Genomic DNA, 17,092 nt, shown 5'->3' on the forward strand with positions numbered 1-17,092 from the left:
GTGCCGGACGACCGCCGAGCCGTAGCCGCCGGACGAGTACTGCTGCACGGCACCGCCCTGGTGCTCGTCGCTCTAGTAGGCGGCTACGGCTTACTGCTGGCCATCCACGGAGAGGACCTGTGGGCACTGCGCACCTACGGGCCGGCGTTGAGTGTCCCTGGCGGAATTGCGACATGGGGGGTGGCGGCGGTAGCGGCTGCGGTGCTGATGCTCATCGGGACTGTGCTGGGCCGTGAGCAGATCGTCGGTGCGGGTGCGACGCTGGCGATGCTGTGGCTCGTGGTGTTCGCGACCATGTTCGCGGTCTCCGCGGCCCGCGACCCGTCGCCGGTCGCCCAGCCTGGTGTACTCGCCTACGGGTGCCTGACCGCGTTCGCGGCACTTCGCGCTGGCGTCGCAGTCGGGAGACCATGATGCAAGCTTTCGAGCCACTCCATCCGAATCTACGGATCTCGGCCCTGTCCGTCTGTTCCGTTGGGTCGATCACCCGGGGCCTCGCGTATGTGGGTCAGCAATCTACGGGCGGACTCACGACGTTTGTCGACGCGGTCGTGCCATTGCCGGTTTGGGCGATCATCTGGATGCTCTCGGGACTGGCGATCCTCGCAGGCATTTGGCATCGCGTCATCGCCAGGTGGGCGTTGTCGTTCGCCGCGTCCTTGTGGGCAGTGTGGGGGCTGTCGTTTCTGTGGGCGGCCATCTCCGGCGACTCTGCCCGAGGCTGGGTGACTGCATCCACGATGTTCACCCTCGCTGGAGTGATGGTCATTATCGCCGCCCTGGCTGACTCGGTAGGACCACCCGAGGATCCGGTGATTCCACCGAGAGGGGACGACGTATGACGTGGAGCAACCTCGCCGTCGGGGTGGTGTCAGCGTTGACGCTGATGATCAGCACATGGATCACGGCCCGATGGTCAGCTCGTACCGGCGAGAAGGCTAACGAGAACGACCAGCAAGCCAACCACACCGCCGACTGGAATGCCTTCACGCAACGGCTGGAAGCGTGGACCGAACGTCAGTTGAAGGAGCAGGACGAGCGGACCGAGCAACAGCTCGCCGAACGGGACCGGCGTATCGACCGTCTCGAGAAGCGGCTCGACACGATCGAGATGAAGTACCGGGCGGCGATCGCCTATATACGGCGCATCGTGGCTCAGCTGCAGCGTCACGTTTCCCCTGAGGACATCGAGACTCCACCTCCAGAGATCACGCCGGACCTATGAGCCCGCGTAGCCTCACCTCGCACGAATGAGCCGCCCTCACCTGACCTGGTGGGGGCGGCTCTTTTGTCGTTACGGGCGGCACGATGTCGGTCCGATGAGGTATTAGTGGACGTACCGCAGAAAGCGGTCGACCCCCGACGGTGCTACCAACACCGGCCGAGGGTCTGAGCCACCACACCACCAACTCTGGAGTGATGACCTGTGCAGCAGGCTACCGCTGCGCGCCCGATTGCGCGCGCAATTCCCCCCACCTTCGACACCACCGACCTTCTCATCGAGGGGTTCCTCGCCCGGTTCTCGTCGGAATCCACCCGCACCGCCTATGCCGGTGACCTCGCCCTGTGGCGCGACTGGTGCGACGAGCAGGGCCTGGACGTGCTCACCGTCGAGCGCGGCCACGTCGAGATGTTCGCCCGCTGGCTCGAGACCGCGCGCGGCAACTCCCCTGCCAGCGTGCACCGTCGACTGGTGTGCCTCCGCAGCTTCTACCGCACAATGGCCGCTGACGGCCGGATCCTCGTCTCCCCTGCCGAGTACGCGCGCCTACCCAGGGTGCGGCGGGACCGTACCCAGTACACGCACATCACCCGCGGGGAGTTGTCCACGCTGCTCGTCGCGGCCGACGACATCGGGCCCGCGGCCGGCGCACTGGTCTCCCTCATGGGTGTCCTCGGGCTGCGGGTCTCGGAGGCGTGCGCCTTGGACGTGGACTGCGCGGACCGGCACGAGCGAGGGCACCGCATCCTCACCGCTACGGGTAAGGGCGCCACGGTCACCGGCATCCCCGTCCCCGTCCCGGTCGGCCGGCGGATTGACGCCGCCCGGGGCGAGCGGCACCTCGGCCCGCTGATCCTGCGTAGGGACGGCTCGCGCATGACTCGCCGCTCCGCTGCTCGTGTCGTCGCAGCGGCAGCTAAGCGCGCGGGGATCGATAAGCACATCAGCCCCCACGATCTCCGCGCTGCGGCGATCACGTGCGCGCTGGACTCGGGGATCCCGTTGCGGGACGTGCAGACGATGGCCCGGCACGCCGATCCGCGTACGACGGAGATCTACGACCGTGGCCGGCGGGACATTGACCGGCACGGCGCGTACATCCTCGCCTCGTATCTCGCGGCCTGAGAACACGGAACCGCCCCCGACCATGCCGGTCGGGGGCGGTTTTTGTCGTTGCTGGGGCGGTCAGTACGCCTGGCTTGCGCCATACTCGGCCTGCTCGGGAGTGAACTTCTCGAACACGAGCTGGTCGACCAAGCCTTGCCGGGACATCGGAGACATGGCCATGTATTCCTCGGCCTTCTTGGCTGCCTGTTCGTTCCAGTCGGCGTCGACGTTCTCGGCGGCGTACTGGGCGGCCTCGGGGCTGTAGTCCTCGAACTGCAGCTGATCAACGAGCCCCTGCTGGGAGAACGACGAGACCGAGAGGTAGCGGTCAGCGGACCGGAGAGCGTTCTTGAACTCGCGAGGCACGTCCGTCTCCTGCTCTGCCTGCTCGGGCTCGGCTTCTGGGGCAGGCTCGGCGTCGCCGTCAGGGGCGGGCGCGGTCTGGCTAGTAATGGTGCTCGTCGAGTCTGAGTCCTCGTTGTCGCCGCTGCCGTTGATCGCGGTCACGAGGATCACGACCAGGAGGAAGATGCCGAGGACGATGAGACCGACCTTCATGCAGCCACCCCGCTTCTTCTTCGGGGCCTTCTGGGGCGGGTACGGCCCGTCGGGCTGCTGGTAGGGGTTCTGCGGGCCGGGATGCGACACGGATAGCCTTTCCGTAGGGGATGGTCTATTCGTAGCAGGTGTGCACGACGTTTACGCCGCCCTGGGTAAATCCCATGCGGCTCGCGCGGCGTCTCGGAGCCGGTCTCCGGTGACGCCGACGTACCGGGCGGTGGTCTGAATGTTGGCGTGGCCGAGCAACTCCTGGACCGCGCGTAAGTCGTTGGTGGCGGCGTACACACGGGTGGCGTAGCGGTGGCGCAATGTGTGGGCGGTCCATCGCCCGGGCAGTGCGTGGGAGATGAGTTTTCCGAGGTAGTGCGGGGACAGGTGGCCGTCTATTTGGCCGGGGAACACGAATCCGTCGGTCTTGCGGATACGGAACGCGACCCGCTCGGGCACCGGGACAACGCGCACATGCCCGCCCTTGCCGACGACGCGCAGGGCACTGCCGTCGACTGCGGTCATGAGCTGAGTCGAGTGCAGGGCGGCGGCTTCGGCTCGTCGCAGGCCGGTGGCGTCGATCGCCTCGATCGCCAAGCGGGTCCGATCGTCGGCCTCGGTGAGTCCGGCCAGAAGTGCGGCGTCGGGGGCGGGCCGCGGGAGGGCGCGCGGGACGGTCACTGTCGGAAGGGAAGAGGCGGGGTCGATGTCGACCTGGCCTGTCGCATGGAGCCAGCGGAACAATGTTGTGAGGGCTGCGCGGTAGGCGCGGCGGGTTTCGGGGGCCCAGTCGCGGGAGCCGAGCCACGAGATGAGGTGCTCGCGTGTGATCTCTGGTGGTGGGGTCGTGGGGTGGTCTGCGGCGAAGCGGCGTAGTTGGTAGCTGCGCATGTCGCGGGTGGAGCGCGGGCGGCCGGCGGCGCGTAGCTCTGCGTCGAACCTGGCGAGTGTGTCGCGCCATGCCGGGGGGACGTACACAGTGGTGGACATAGGCACAGTGGTAACCGAGAACAGATGTGGCGCGCGTGACATTTGTTAACTCGTGTTCTGTTTGTGATCTACGGAAGTCCAGCCTGCGAGCTTGCCATCGTCGTGGATCAGGGTGTCAGGGTGGGCGTCCTGGACGTCGGACCAGCCGTCGCCCATCCAGTAGCGGACCTTCGCCACCGAGGGGTATTCGCGGACGACGAGTGCCCGGCAGGTCACCTCACGGCTACACAGACCGACCAGGGAGACGGTGCGCGGTGTCCGGGCGCTCATGCTGCGATGAGTTCGCGAGGGGTGGTGTCGGCGGGCCGAAGCGGGATCACCTCGCCTCCCGCTGAGCTGGGTCGTTCCCCATACCAGCGGGTTCGGGGTTCGAGTCCCTGATGGCGCACAGCGAACAAGACCCCGGTCACCACAATCGTGGTGACCGGGTTTTTTTGTACCCAGGATCAGAGCGTATCCGGGATGAGAAAAGAGGCCTCCCCTTATGGGAAGGCCTCTTCGTTGCGCCCCAGGGCTGCAAATCCTCGCACTAGAGGCTTCAGGCCCTCCTGGCCGCCAGGTACGCCTCGATCCGTGCGCGCTCCTTGCGCTTGTTCGCCATCGACACCGTGATACCGCCGATGACCAGCGCCGCGATGCCGCCGAGCACCGCCAGCACCCTCGGGTCCTTCAGCGCTGTCGTGGCCCGCTCTTTGCCCTCGGTGGCGAGGTTCTTGGGATTGACCCGGTCGATGATCTCGTCCAGGGTCGTCGCGAGATCGTCACGCGCCTTGGCGATGTCGCCTTCGATGCTGTCGTAACTCCTGGACACGAGACCTCCGTCAATCGCTCGTCCGCGGGGTGCCGCGGGTACTGGACTCCGCCCACGCTACTGCACCCGGGGACGATCCGCGCCGGTGCGGCGGTGCATCGGATAGGTTATTGGGGTCAGACGCCCCGACTCGACCTCAGGAGTACCGGTGACATCACGGCTCGAGGTGGGCCAGACCGCCCCCGCCTTCACCCTCCCCGACGCCGACGGCACACCCACGTCGCTCGAGGATCTCCTGGCCGCGCACGGCCGGGTGCTCGTATACGTCTATCCCGCCGCCATGACGCCGGGCTGCACCACGGAGACCGTCGATTTCGAGAACGCCCTGCAGCAGCTCGCGGACGCCGGAATCGCAGTCGTCGGGGTGTCCCCCGACGCCCCGGCCAAGCTCACGAAGTTCCGCGACAAGTACGACATCACGTTCCCGCTGCTGTCGGACCCCGACAAGTCGATGCTCTCCGAGTGGGGCGCGTTCGGTGAGAAGAAGAACTACGGAAAGACCGTCATGGGTGTCATCCGCTCGACGTTCGTCGTGGAATCCGACGGCACCCTGTCATTCGCCCGCTACAACGTGCGCGCCAAGGGGCATGTATCGATGATCGCCAAGTTGCTCGGTGTTGAGCTGCCCGAGCCCGTGGAGGGCTGAGACCGCACATGACCAATGACCCGCCGGAGCACGAGCAGGATCACACACACGAACCCACGGACGAGGCGGTCCAGGACGAGCCCAATATCCTGGTCCCGCGCCGCAGGCCCATTCAGGAACGCAGTCGGCGCAAATTCCAGGCGTTGCTCGCGTCCGCTCGAGAGGTCCTCGTGGAGGAGGGCTTCGAGTCGTTCACATGTGAGGAGGTCGCCTCCCGCGCCGGCGTTCCCATCGGGACGCTGTACCAGTTCTTCGCGAACAAGTACGTGCTGGTGTGTGAACTCGACCGCCAGGACGCTCACGGCGTGATCGAGGAGGTCGAACGCTTCGCCCAGAAGATCCCGGCACTGGACTGGCCGGAGCTGCTCAACGACTTCCTGGACCACCTCGCGGACCTGTGGCTGCGAGATCCGTCTCGTCGTGCCGTGTGGTTGGCCACACAGGCGACCCCGGCCACCCGCGCCACCGCGGCGGTCAATGAGCGCGAGATCGCCCGGATGATCGCGAGTGTGCTGGCCCCCCTCATGCCCGCGACCGAGCGCGAGCAGCGTGCGTTCATGGCCGAGATCCTGGTGCACGTGGCGTACTCGGTGCTCAATTTCTCGGTCAGTACCGGCACGAGCAGCGCGAACGCGATAAGTGCGGCTTCAACGATCGGCGAGGACGCCCACGACGCCACCGTGGCCGAACTCAAGCGGATGCTCACCGCCTACCTGTGGTTGGCGGAGAAGCAGGCGCAGTCCGACTGAGTCCCAGATGCAGGATCGGATCGTCAGGCCCCGGGGCCGTCGACGACCACGAACGCTATGGCGGAGCCGCCGTCGTGACTGAGTGAGACGCTCCAGCGGACGCCCTCCCCCAGCGTTGCCGCTGCCTGACGGGCCACTTCGCCACTGAGGCGTACCGAGGGCCTGCCCCATGCGTCACAGACCGTCTCGATCTCGGACCAGCGCAGCAATTCCGGCGAGATCGGCGGCGGCGAGCCGTAGAGCGCCACCGACCACGCCTTGACGACCGCCTCCTTGACCGCCCACCGGCCCGCCAGGTGGCGGGCCACCGGGTCCTCGTGAGGCGCCGTCTCCGAACCTCGGCGGGACGACGACGAGACCGCAGTGCCGGCACGTGCCCCGCGGGCCTCGGCGCGTTCACGACACTGCCTCCGCTCGGTGGGCGAGAACGCCCCGGAGAACCGCGTGCCGGGTTCGGCCAGGGACGCGGCGAAGGCGCCGAGATCGACTATGTCGACCCCGACGCCCCGAACGCCCCCGCTCGCGTTTGATACGCGCTCGAGTCCGCTCATCCGCTTGTCAGGCTCACTCGTCGCCCGCACCTGTGGACGAGGCGAGCACGCCGTCGTCGTTGATCCTCGCGGCCGGATCCAGCAGAACCGCGGCCTCGCGGTCCTTGACCTCATCCGCCGAGCCCTCGCCCAACCGTCGAGCCTCGGGACGGACGTACAGGGATTCGCCCCCGTAGAGGGCGTCCACGAGACGGCGGGCGCCGGAACGCTCGCGCTCGAGACCCGACTCCCGGATGCGGTTCGCCTCGTCCTCTCCGTAGGTGGACTCCACCGCGCGATGGAACGCCTCGGGATGCGTCACGGCGATCAGGCCGGACACGTGGCCGAAGCCCAGTGAGGTGAGCAGTCCCGCCTTCAGCGGCATCGCGCCCCCCAGCTGCAGGGTCTCCCGCAGCCACACCAGGTGCGGGTGGTGATCCAGGACGTCGTCGACACAGTCCAGCGAGCGGTTGGGCGGAAGGGTGCCCGAGCGCAGCATCTGGGTGAGACCGATGAGCTGGAACGCGGCGGCGCCGCCCTTGGCGTGACCCGTGAGGGTCTTTTGCGAGACGACGAACAGCGGGTTGCCGTCCGCGCGTCCGATGGCAGCGGCGAGTCGCTCGTGCAGATCCGACTCGTTGGGGTCGTTCGCCTTGGTCGAGGTGTCGTGCTTGCTCACCACGGCCAGATCGTCGGCGGTCAGGCCCAGCTGCGCGAGGCCCCGGGCCAGCGGCGAACGCTTGCCCCCGCGGCCGGCACCCAGCGCACCCAACCCGGGAGCCGGGATGGAGGTGTGGGCACCGTCGGCGTAGGAACCCGCCCACGCCACCACGCCATGGACCGGAAGTCCCATACGGGCCGCCACGTCACCACGGGCCAGCAAGATGGTGCCGCCGCCGGCGGACTCCACGAATCCGCCACGGCGACGGTCATTGGCCCGGCTGTAGTGCCGCTCGTCGATACCCTTGCCCGCCATGGCCGCGGAATCAGCGGTCGCAGACATGTCGGCGAAGCCCTGGATCCCTTCGGTGGACAGGTCGTCGAACCCGCCCGCCACCACGAACTCGGCCTTGCCCGCGCGGATCTTGTCGAAGCCTTCCTCGACGGACACCGCGGTGGTGGCACATGCCGCCACGGGGTGGACCATCGAGCCGTAGCCGCCGACGTAGGACTGCATGACATGCGCTGCCACGACGTTGGGCAGAGCTTCCTGCAGCGTGTCGTTGGCGCGGCTGCGACCGAGGATGCCGTCGATGTACAGCGACCGCATGCTGGTCATGCCGCCCATGCCGGTGCCCTGCGTATTGGCGACGTCGGACGGGTGCACGTGGGCCAGCAGCTCCGCCGGGGTGAACCCCGAGGAGATGAAGGCGTCCACGGTGGCCACCAGGTTCCAGGCGGCCACCCGGTCGATACCGGAGACCATGTCGGCCGGGATGCCCCACGCGGTGGGGTCGAAGCCGGTCGGGATCTGGCCGCCCACCACGCGGGTGAGTGTGGTGCGACGCGGGACGCGGATCTCTGTTCCCGCCTTGCGGGTGACCGTCCACTCCCCGTCCTCGCTGTGGGTGACCACGGTGTTCTCAGGGTCGTCGGCGAGGTAGGCACGGGCCTGGGCCTCGTCGTCCACCACGAAGGACAGGTCCTCCGGCAGGAACACCGAGGTCAGCTGCGGTGATGAGTTGTCGAACATCTCTGCGCGCGCGTCGTCGGCGTAGGTCCGCACGCCCACACGGGCGAGGACCTCATCGTGGAAGCGATCGACGATATCGGCCTCGGCGATCGGGTCGCCGGACTCGGTGACCGTCCAGCCCGCACGCGGCGATTCCTCCCACGTGATGAGTCCGGTGGACCAGGCCAGCTCCACGACACCTGCGGCGGTGAGGTCGCCCGTGGTCTCCACCTCGAAACGGGTGCGGGCACTGCCGTAGGGACCGACCTCGCCGGACCCCACGATCACCACCATGTCGTCGAGATCCTGGGTGACCTCGCCCCAGTCGGGACGCTCGTCGGCCGTGACGATCGGCAGTGAGGGCAGCGCAGCGATGGTGCCGGCGGCCTCGTCCGTCGAGGACTCTGTCGGGGTGGTCGGGCGGTCCGCGGCGAGCGCGGCCATATCCAGGTTCGCTGTGCCGAGTCCGCCGGTGAGGTCGACGGTCACGGGGGCGTCGCCGGCGGCGTCACGGAACTCGGGGCTGCACCAGCGGAGCAGTTCGGTGGCGATTTCGGTGGTGGACCAGGTGGACACACCCGCGGCCTCCACGGCCTCGACGAGCGGGTCGTTGTGACCCATCAGTCCGGTGCCGCGTACCCAGCCGATGATGGCGTGGACAAACGTCACCCGCTCCGACCAGGTCTTTTCCGATCCCCACTTGGCGATCATCGCGTCGAGCGCCGCCTTGGCCTCGCCGTACGCACCGTCGCCGCCGAAGATGCCGCGGTTGGGCGAGCCCGGCAGGACCACGTGCAGGCGGGAGTCCACGTCCGTCTCGGAGCCGATGGCACCGAGTCCGGCGACGAGCTTCTCCACGCTCCAGAGCAGGACCCGCATCTCCGTCTCGGCGCGCGGGCCGGCGTCGGCCATCGAGCCCTGGACACGGGGAGCCGCGAAAGGGAAGAACAGAGTCGGGGTGAGGGCCGGCTTGAGTACGGTGGTCTGACCGCCGGCCGACTCGGCGTGCTCAGAGCCCACCCACTCGACCAGCGCGTCGACATCCGAGTAGGAAGTCATGTTGACCGGCAGGACCCACAGCTGTGCACCGCCGCGTGCATTGGAGCGGTACAGGTCCTTGAAGAAGGCCAGCTTGGACTGGTCCAGGCTGGAGGTGGAGGCCACCACGGTGGCGCCTCCGGCGAGGAGACTGCCGGTGACCGCCGCGGCGATGGAACCCTTTCCGGCTCCGGTGACGACGGCGACGTCACCCGCGTACGCGCCCACGAATTTCTCGACCGCGGTCTCGGCGATCTGCCGGTAGGCGTCTGCGAGGCCGTCGCGTCGGGCGGCGGTGGCCTTATCCGCCCACCAGCGTGCCTGCCCGGCCACGATTTCGCCCGCACCGCGGAAGGCTTCCGCCGCGTCCGCCGGGATGTCGTTCCGGGTCCAGAGACGGGCCAGGTCCTCGCGGGCGGAGGCCCACCGGTCGTCCAGCAGGAGTGCACGATCCGCGTCGAAGGCCGGGGCCACCACGCGTCGCCAGTCCGAGCCCAGCTCGGCGGTCACGAGGTCGGCCAGCTCGGAGTCCGGGTCGGCCTCGGCCAGTAGGTCCACGGCGTCCGGCTTCAGGTGGCCGAGGCGGGTCAGCATGCCTCGGGCGGCTTCCGCCAGGACCCCGTCGGGGCCGGTGATCTCGTCAGCGAACTCGCCGAGCGCAGCGGCGTCGACGGTCGCCCCGCCGCCGGCGCCGGAGGACGGCATGGCCACGGCGACGCCGTTGGCCGCACCGACCGACTGCACGGCCGCGTCGATGAGCGCGTCCAGGCCGGCCACGTCCTTGACACCTGCGGTGTCCAGCGTTGCCAGGTCGCCGCCGCGGATCGAGGCACCGTCCCGGCTGCCGAGGGCGAGCTCGGCGGTCACGTGATGCGCCCAGCCGGTGCCCAGCTCCCAGGGGCCGGTCACCCGCTCGGTGATGTACGCGGCACGCTTACCGGAGCGTCCGAGCAGGGCGCGCAGGGCCTCGCCGACCGCGTCCGACAGGACGGGGCCGAACGGTGCGTAGCCGCGGGCCAGTCGCGCGACCTGGTCGGCCAGCGTCGGGAAGTCGGCCTCCGCGGCGCCGTCGATCGCACCGAGGCTCAGCTCTGTTCCGAGGTCCAGCAGCAACTGGTTTCGGCGCGAGGACACGCCGTCGCACAGGGTCTCGATGGAGTCACTCGCGGTGATCTGCTCGGGACGAACCTTGGTGCGCAGCGCCACCAACATGCGGGTGGCGGCGGGTGCGCCGAACTCAAGGTCGTCCGGGCGGGGAGCACCGGGTGCGGCCGCGGCAACTGCCGCGGGTTCGGATCGGTCCGCACCGGCCGTGCCGGGGGTATTGACGGCCGGTGCGGGGTCTGTGGGGCTCGCCTGGTCGGCGGCCGGGGTGGACGACGCAGCTGAGGACGCGCCGGTGGCGTCCGCTGCGTCGTTGTCGTCGTCGACCTCAACGCTGGGCGGCAGGGTGCCGTACAGCGCCGCGGAATCGCGCTCCACGTTGAGCACGCGGGCGCGGGGGCCGCGGTGTGTGGGGAGGTCGAGGGTCTTGGAGGCGAGGTTCGCGACGGTCGGGGCGTTGGCCACGCCGACCTCCACGAACTGCTCGATGCCGAGCCCACCACGCTCTACAGGAGTAAAGAGCAGCTCCTGCGTCTCGATCCAGCGGACCGGGCTGGCGAACTGCCAGGCCAGGAGTTCCACGAGCAAAAGGCGGCCCAGGCGCACGGGCGTCGCGGCCCACGCATCCCAGTTGGCCAGGACGTCTGCCAGGGCATCGGCCGGTACGAGATCGGCGATCTCCTGCACAAAGTCCCGCTCGAGACTGAACAGCCGCGGCACCAGGTTGGGGATGTAGCGCCCCACGAGCACTGAGATGTCAATATCCTGCGGGATCAGCGCATCCAGCGTCGCCCGGAAGTCCGGGACGCCGCCGCGCAGCACCGTGGAGTGGAACGGGACATCGATGCCCGGCACCAGGATGAAGGCGTTCTTGCCGCCCGAGACCTCGAGCTCACGCTCGACCGCCTTCTCCAGGGCTTTGCAGCCGGCGACCGTGCCGGCAAGCGCGTACTGCGAGCCCGCCAGGTTGTAGTTGACGATCTCCACGAACTCGCCGGACTCGGCGGACACCTTGGCTACCCAGTCCACGATGTCGGCGTCCGCGATGCCCATCTGCGACGGGCGGATCGCGGCCATCCGGTAGTCGGAACGGCCATGGGCGTCGCGCGGGACCAGTTGGTGCATGGTCGACCCACGCTGAAACACGATCTCCAGCAGCGGCTCCAGCTCCAGCACACCGGAGATGGCGGCCAGGGCGTCGTACTCGCCGATCGAGTGACCCGCGAAGTAGGCGTCGTCGATGAAGAGGTCATCGGCTTCGAGCTCGGCCCGCTGCGCCACCGCGAGGCACGCCATGGCGACCTGGGTGAACTGCGTGAGGTAGAGAACGCCGTCCGGGTGACGGTGGACCTCGCCACGCACGGTGACTTCGGTCGGGTTCTCGCGGACGAGCGCCAGGATCGAGAAGCCGAGCGCGGACCGGGTGTGCTTGTCGGCACGGTCCCAGATCTCGCGCGCGGCCGGACACCGGGTGCGCCCCTCCATGCCCATGCCCTTGGCCTGGATGCCCTGGCCGGGGAATGCGTAGACGGTGCGTGGAGCTTCGGTGAGGGCGGTGGCCGCCATGACGGTGGCCCCGTCGACGGTGCACGTGACCTCGAGTACCTGCCCGCCGGCGTGCCGCCCGGTCTGCACGGCGCGGACCTTGATGCGGTCACCCGGCCGGACGGGGGCCAGCATGCGGGCGGTCCACCCGGCGATCCGCAGAGCGGGCACGGAGCCCTCGGAGGCCTGGACGGCGTGCTGCGCGGCGGCGGAGATCCACATGCCATGGACGATCACCCCGCCCAGCCCGGCGAGCTCGGCCGCGGTGTCGGAGACGTGGATCGGGTTGTGGTCGCCCGAGACCAGCGCGAACGCCGTCATGTCGTGCGGGGCGATGAGGGTAGTGGACACGCGCGCCTGGCGGGACGTCTCCACCGGCTCGACCGCACCACCGGAGCGGGAGAGCAGTGCGCCGCCGGCCGGGCGGGGGTCCCCCACCTCGGCGCGACCGGTGCGACCTCGGATCGCGAAACGCTCGGACAGGGTGCACAGCGGGGTACGGGTGCCGTCGGCAGCCTCGATGGCCATCTCGACGGTCACCTCGACCACTCGTCCGAGGTCGGTGTCGCGAACACCACCGGAGCGGGCCACGACGACGAGGTCGGCAGTGGTCTTTGGCAGCGCCGCGTGCATGCGGACACCGTGGTCCAGATGGACCAGGTCGAGCAGTCCCTCGACGACCGTCCCCTCGCCACGCGGACGGCGCGTCCGGCCCAGCACGGCGAACACCGCTGGCCAGGCAGCTCCCACGAGCGAATCCGGGACGCCGACGGAGGGCACAAGAGAAGCGGGCAGGCTGCCGGCGGTGACGCCGGTGTGGTCGGTGGCCAGCGTCTGCTCGAAGCGGAACCGCGCGGTAGCCACGCCGTCGCGGACCTCCGGGAGCTCCGCGATCTCGGAACCGCCGGCACCGCCACGGCCCACGCCGGCGGCGGTGGCGAGCAGCGTGCGCATGGCGGCCTCGGCGGCCTCGTCCGTCACGACGGGGGCGGCACCGGTGGCCACGGAATCCCCGAGAGTGATCGTGATGGTCATCTCGGAGGGACCGATGGGAAGCGTCAGGTCGACGCTGCTGCCGTCGGCTGCCGGGGTGAGCACTCCGCCGGAGACGGGGTGGCGGCCGACACCATCGGCGTCGATCTCCCAGGCGTGGAGCACGCCCAGGCGGTGGACGGGGCTCACCACGAGACGGCCGGCCCAGGTCACGTCGGGGCTGTTGAGCACGTCGGCGACGGGCCCGGTGGCGGTGGTGACGATGCCGCGTCGGCGGCTGCTCACGGCCTCGGCGGAGGGCAGATAGCCACGAACCCGGTCGGCGGTGGCGGCCTCGAAACGGTCGAGGAGGTCGCCGACCGGCTCGTCGACGCGGGTGATGCCGGCGACGGCGGTCGTGCCGGGAATCACGCACACGGCGTCGGCGTCATAGCGGGCGTCATGGGCCTGCCACAAGGAATCCGAGCGCCACCAGCGACGCACGTCGCCGTCCACGACGGGGACAAACGGCACGGGCTTGCCTGGCATGCGGCAGATGTCGAGGAACTCGGCGGCGTCTGCCGGGTGCAGGACCGCGCTCGACAGCTGCGGGTGACGGTCGGCGAGGGTCGCAATGACCTCAGTGGGACGCTCCATCGCCTCGACACGCGGGAAGGCGGAGACGATCCGGCCGGTGTCCTCGGAGGACAGGCGGGCCTCGGCGCGCTGAACCATGCGGTGAAAGCGTTCGCGAATGGTCGGGTCCAGCCACACCGATCGCGTGCCGTTTGCCACATCGGAGCCGAAATCCGCGCCCAGGTCGAAGTCGTGGCTCTGGCTGGAGATCGTGCCGTCGGCGGTGGCGCCGAGCGCGAGCGAGAGCTCCACAAAGCGGCTGAGCCACTGCTCGTAGGTCATGGAGTCGAGGTCGCCGAAGTAGGGCTTGGCGGTGCCGTTGATCGCGGTGATGATCTCCTCGCGGCGCTTCTCCACTGCGTCGGCGTCACCGGCCACCTCGTCGAGGAGACGGCCGGTGCGCGCCGCGGTGTTGTCAATCTCATGGATGTCAGCACCCAGCTGACTGCGACCGGAGGCCATCCCGCCCTCGGCCTGGCCAGCGCCCACCCAGTGGTCCACGCCGAGGGTGTCTACGAGGAGCTGCTTGACCTGGGGGCTGGTAGTTGCCTCGAGGGTCGCCATGGCGGCGGTGCCCACAAGAATGCCGTCGACGGGCATGGCCGGGAAGCCATGGCTGTTAGACCAGGAACCGGTGAGGTAGTCGGCGGCCCGCTCAGGCGTGCCGATGCCACCGCCCACGCAGAGGACCACATTGGGGCGCTCGCGCAGCATGGCGTACGTGGTCAGCAAAAGGTCGTCGAGGTCCTCCCACGAGTGGTGTCCGCCGGCGCGGCCACCCTCCACCTGGACGATCACGGGCATATGAGGCACCTCGGCGGCGATCCGCACGACCTGGCGAATCTGCGAGACGGTGCCGGGCTTGAAGCTGACGTGCCGCAGGCCGGCCTCGTTGAGCTCCTCGATCAGGGCCACTGACTCGTCGAGCTCAGGGATACCGGCGGTGACTATCACGCCGTCGAACGGGATGCCGGCGGCGCGGGCACGCTGGACCAGGCGCTTGCCACCGACCTGCAACTTCCACAGGTACGGATCGAGGAACAGCGAATTGAACTGCGCGCTGCGACCGGGCTCCAACAGCTCGGCGAGACGCTGGGTGTTCTCCGCGAAGATCGGTTCGGAAACCTGACCACCGCCGGCGAGCTCGGCCCAGTGGCCGGCGTTGGCCGCAGCGGCCACGATCTCGGGGTCGACGGTTGTCGGGGTCATTCCCGCCAGCAGGATCGGCGAGCAACCCGTGAGGCGGGTGAACGAGGTCTCCACGTGGACGCTGCCGTCGGGCAGCGTGATGAGCTGCGGCTGGAACGCCGTCCATGGACGCTCGATGGGCGGGGTGGCGCCCGGGGTGAAGAGGTTGCGCAGGCCCCCACGGGTCGCGGCGGCCACCACGCCGACGCCTTGTCCGCGGACCACAGAGCGGTTGAGTCGGGTCAGGGCCTCGCCCGGCCCCATGTCGAGGATCCAGGCGGCGCCAGCGTGCAGCGTCTCTGCCATTTCCTCCACCCAGTCGACGGGCTCGCTGAACACCTGGCGCGCAAGGTCCGTGGCACGGGTGGTGTCCAGTCCACAGCGACCGGCCCAGCGGGTGACCACGTCCACGGCCGGGGCCATGGCCGGGTGGTGGAAGCCCACCTCGACGTCGAGGGGGTCGAAGACCGGGGCGAAGATCTCGCCGCCGGTGAGCTTGGCCTCACGACGACGACGCGACTCAGCCTCGAGGTCGGCGCAGTGCCGGCGCAGCTCCTCGAGATCATCAGGACGACCCACCACGACATGGCGGCGCTGCGCGTTACGGATCGAGACCGCGGGCCGGATCGAGGCGTCCACTCCCGAGAACAGCTCATTGATGAGCTCACGGAGCGCATCGCCGTCGATACCGGACACCCCGACCATCGGGCTCGCCTCTCCCCGACGGAACAAACCGACGCGCCGACCCACGAGCGTGGCCGCGGCACCGATGAGCTCAGCCACCGCGAGCAGCCGGTCGTCGATCGAACCGAAGGTCTCCACCGATTCCACGGCCAGGACTCCCTGGGAGTGACCGACCACGGCCGCAGGGGTCGTGTCGTTCACGTCGAAGCCTTCGGCTGCGAGGGCGCGGAGTGCACCGATCTGAGTGAGCAGCACGGCCGGCAGCGAGACCGCGGCGGACGAGAGCGAGGCGTCGTCGGGCAGATCCGCGCCGTCCTCGTCTTCGCCGGTGGTGGTGTTGGCCCACTCGATGGGCCGGAAACCGTGGGTCCGGACAACCGCGATTTCGTCGTGCACCGGCTCGGTGAGCAACACGGAGGCGTCAACGAGGTCCTGGAGCTCGGGGCCGATCCCGGTGCCGTCGATGAGGTCACTCAGGGCGTCACGCCACGCGATCCCCTGTCCACCGAAGGCGAGCGCGTAGGCCGTGCCGTCACGTAGCTCGTCCGACAGGGCCCGGGCGGGGCGGCGGACCGCCGAACCGGTCTCAAACGGGCGGGGGGAGAGGTCGCGGTCATCGATCGTCACGTGGGGAACTCCTTGGCACTTGCGTCAGGGACATCTATCGCCGGGATCCATCGCTGGTCCGGCACCGAGCACACACTGCCACAGGAACTTGAGGGCGTCCTCAGGTTAGGCGGGTACGAACGAATTTTGCGCCTCCGATCAAAGTCGTCTCGTGGTGATCTAAATCACAAATAGAAGTGATGCCCTCATCATATTTACAGGTGAGGCCCGCCTCACGTTCCAGGCTTGGCCCGTTATCGAATCGTTATATTTTTCTCAGGGGAATTCTGCAGATCCCACGTGATGTCGCCACCGGAACGACCCATGCCCCACCGCGCCGAACCGCAACCCAGGCATCGGCTCCCGCAGATGAACTCTCGCGTCCCACCACGTACGCCGGGAACGCATCTGCGCCCGTGTATGCACACCGGCGGGCGCAGCAGCCGGGGCGCGAGTTCATCGACGGTGGCGGCGGTGGGTGATTCCGGCGAGTTCGGCAGAGCAAACCCAGCTCACGACAACACCGCTAGACGCGGGAGCAAGAGCCTGATGGGCTGTGGTTTCAGGACTACTCAGGCGCCGCAGTGAAGCGCATTCATCGAGTCCACGTCGAGGCCCACGGCCGGACATAGGTCAACCGCGTGACGATCGGGGCCGGAGGTCCACTCGACATGAGCGGTAGTGATCTCCTCGCCGAACAGGATCGTGACCAGTCCGCCGATTCCGGGTCTGGCATCCGGACCCAGCGCTCCATCGCCGACAGTCTCTACGGCGATGACCTCCGCCACGGTCGCCGGCCCGGGCGCGGGGATCAGTCGCAACTGAACCCGGTCCCCGTCGAATGCACCGAGCCAGACCGAGAAGGTACCCGTTCCATCCCGTCGCAGGTCGAGGGTGTACCCGTGCGCGAACCAAGACCCGACCTCACGGACGACGTCGGACGGTGCGGGGTCCGACGCCGCAGCGATCGCGGGGCCGGAAGGCTGCCCGCTCACTGCGCGAGCGTTCGTCGGCTCCGCAACCAGTGTTACGGCCCCCGCCGT

Annotated in this window: 13 protein-coding genes; 6 read left to right on the top strand and 7 right to left on the bottom strand. The window is 68.9% G+C overall.

Annotated features, from left to right (window positions below; all coding sequences use genetic code 11):
* The 4 genes from ON04_RS12235 to ON04_RS12250 all read left to right on the top strand — a co-directional run bounded on the left by ON04_RS12235 (position 1) and on the right by ON04_RS12250 (position 2,347).
* The gene (locus tag ON04_RS12235) at positions 1-414 is read left to right on the top strand and encodes a hypothetical protein (protein WP_010541916.1); all 414 of its coding nucleotides are present in this window, start codon (positions 1-3) and stop codon (positions 412-414) included.
* Positions 411-842 carry a hypothetical protein gene (locus tag ON04_RS12240; RefSeq protein WP_141564770.1) on the top strand — a complete coding sequence of 144 codons (432 nt, stop codon included), beginning with the start codon at positions 411-413 and terminating at the stop codon, positions 840-842. The genes ON04_RS12235 and ON04_RS12240 overlap by 4 nt, the downstream gene beginning before the upstream one ends.
* Positions 839-1,225, top strand: a complete 387-nt coding sequence (locus tag ON04_RS12245) for a hypothetical protein (RefSeq protein ID WP_010541918.1) — start codon at positions 839-841, stop codon at positions 1,223-1,225. The genes ON04_RS12240 and ON04_RS12245 overlap by 4 nt, the downstream gene beginning before the upstream one ends.
* A 201-nt stretch (positions 1,226-1,426) precedes the next feature.
* A complete protein-coding gene (locus tag ON04_RS12250; RefSeq protein ID WP_010541919.1) occupies positions 1,427-2,347 on the top strand; it encodes a tyrosine-type recombinase/integrase in 921 nt (306 codons plus the stop codon).
* 60 nt (positions 2,348-2,407) lie between these two features.
* Here the strand turns inward: ON04_RS12250 and ON04_RS12255 are convergent, their stop codons facing one another.
* From ON04_RS12255 to ON04_RS12270, 4 genes are all read right to left on the bottom strand, one after another.
* Positions 2,408-2,977: an Ltp family lipoprotein gene (locus ON04_RS12255; protein WP_029458353.1), complete on the bottom strand. Its 570-nt coding sequence runs from the start codon at positions 2,975-2,977 to the stop codon at positions 2,408-2,410.
* Between the two features lie 51 nt (positions 2,978-3,028).
* The gene (locus ON04_RS12260; protein WP_158217841.1) at positions 3,029-3,868 is read right to left on the bottom strand and encodes a tyrosine-type recombinase/integrase; all 840 of its coding nucleotides are present in this window, start codon (positions 3,866-3,868) and stop codon (positions 3,029-3,031) included.
* Between the two features lie 45 nt (positions 3,869-3,913).
* The gene (locus ON04_RS12265; protein ID WP_010541922.1) at positions 3,914-4,138 is read right to left on the bottom strand and encodes a hypothetical protein; all 225 of its coding nucleotides are present in this window, start codon (positions 4,136-4,138) and stop codon (positions 3,914-3,916) included.
* A 268-nt stretch (positions 4,139-4,406) separates the two neighbouring features.
* A complete protein-coding gene (locus tag ON04_RS12270; protein ID WP_010541923.1) occupies positions 4,407-4,679 on the bottom strand; it encodes a DUF3618 domain-containing protein in 273 nt (90 codons plus the stop codon).
* Between the two features lie 148 nt (positions 4,680-4,827).
* Here ON04_RS12270 and ON04_RS12275 point away from each other — a divergent pair, with 148 nt between their 5' ends.
* The gene (locus ON04_RS12275; RefSeq protein WP_010541924.1) at positions 4,828-5,325 is read left to right on the top strand and encodes a peroxiredoxin; all 498 of its coding nucleotides are present in this window, start codon (positions 4,828-4,830) and stop codon (positions 5,323-5,325) included.
* Between the two features lie 8 nt (positions 5,326-5,333).
* Positions 5,334-6,074 (top strand): TetR/AcrR family transcriptional regulator, encoded by a 741-nt coding sequence (locus ON04_RS12280; protein WP_010541925.1) that lies wholly within the window; start codon positions 5,334-5,336, stop codon positions 6,072-6,074.
* Between the two features lie 23 nt (positions 6,075-6,097).
* On the opposite strand, the gene ON04_RS12285 is transcribed toward ON04_RS12280, so the two are convergent.
* The 3 genes from ON04_RS12285 to ON04_RS12295 form a co-directional block, all read right to left on the bottom strand.
* Positions 6,098-6,625, bottom strand: a complete 528-nt coding sequence (locus ON04_RS12285; protein WP_010541926.1) for a holo-ACP synthase — start codon at positions 6,623-6,625, stop codon at positions 6,098-6,100.
* 13 nt (positions 6,626-6,638) lie between these two features.
* Positions 6,639-16,070, bottom strand: a complete 9,432-nt coding sequence (locus tag ON04_RS12290; RefSeq protein ID WP_010541927.1) for a type I polyketide synthase — start codon at positions 16,068-16,070, stop codon at positions 6,639-6,641.
* 551 nt (positions 16,071-16,621) lie between these two features.
* The gene (locus ON04_RS12295) at positions 16,622-17,044 is read right to left on the bottom strand and encodes a hypothetical protein (RefSeq protein WP_238529321.1); all 423 of its coding nucleotides are present in this window, start codon (positions 17,042-17,044) and stop codon (positions 16,622-16,624) included.
* Between the last annotated feature and the right edge of the window lie 48 nt (positions 17,045-17,092).

The organism is Dietzia alimentaria 72 (assembly GCF_000226215.1).
GTDB classification, from domain to species: domain Bacteria; phylum Actinomycetota; class Actinomycetes; order Mycobacteriales; family Mycobacteriaceae; genus Dietzia; species Dietzia alimentaria.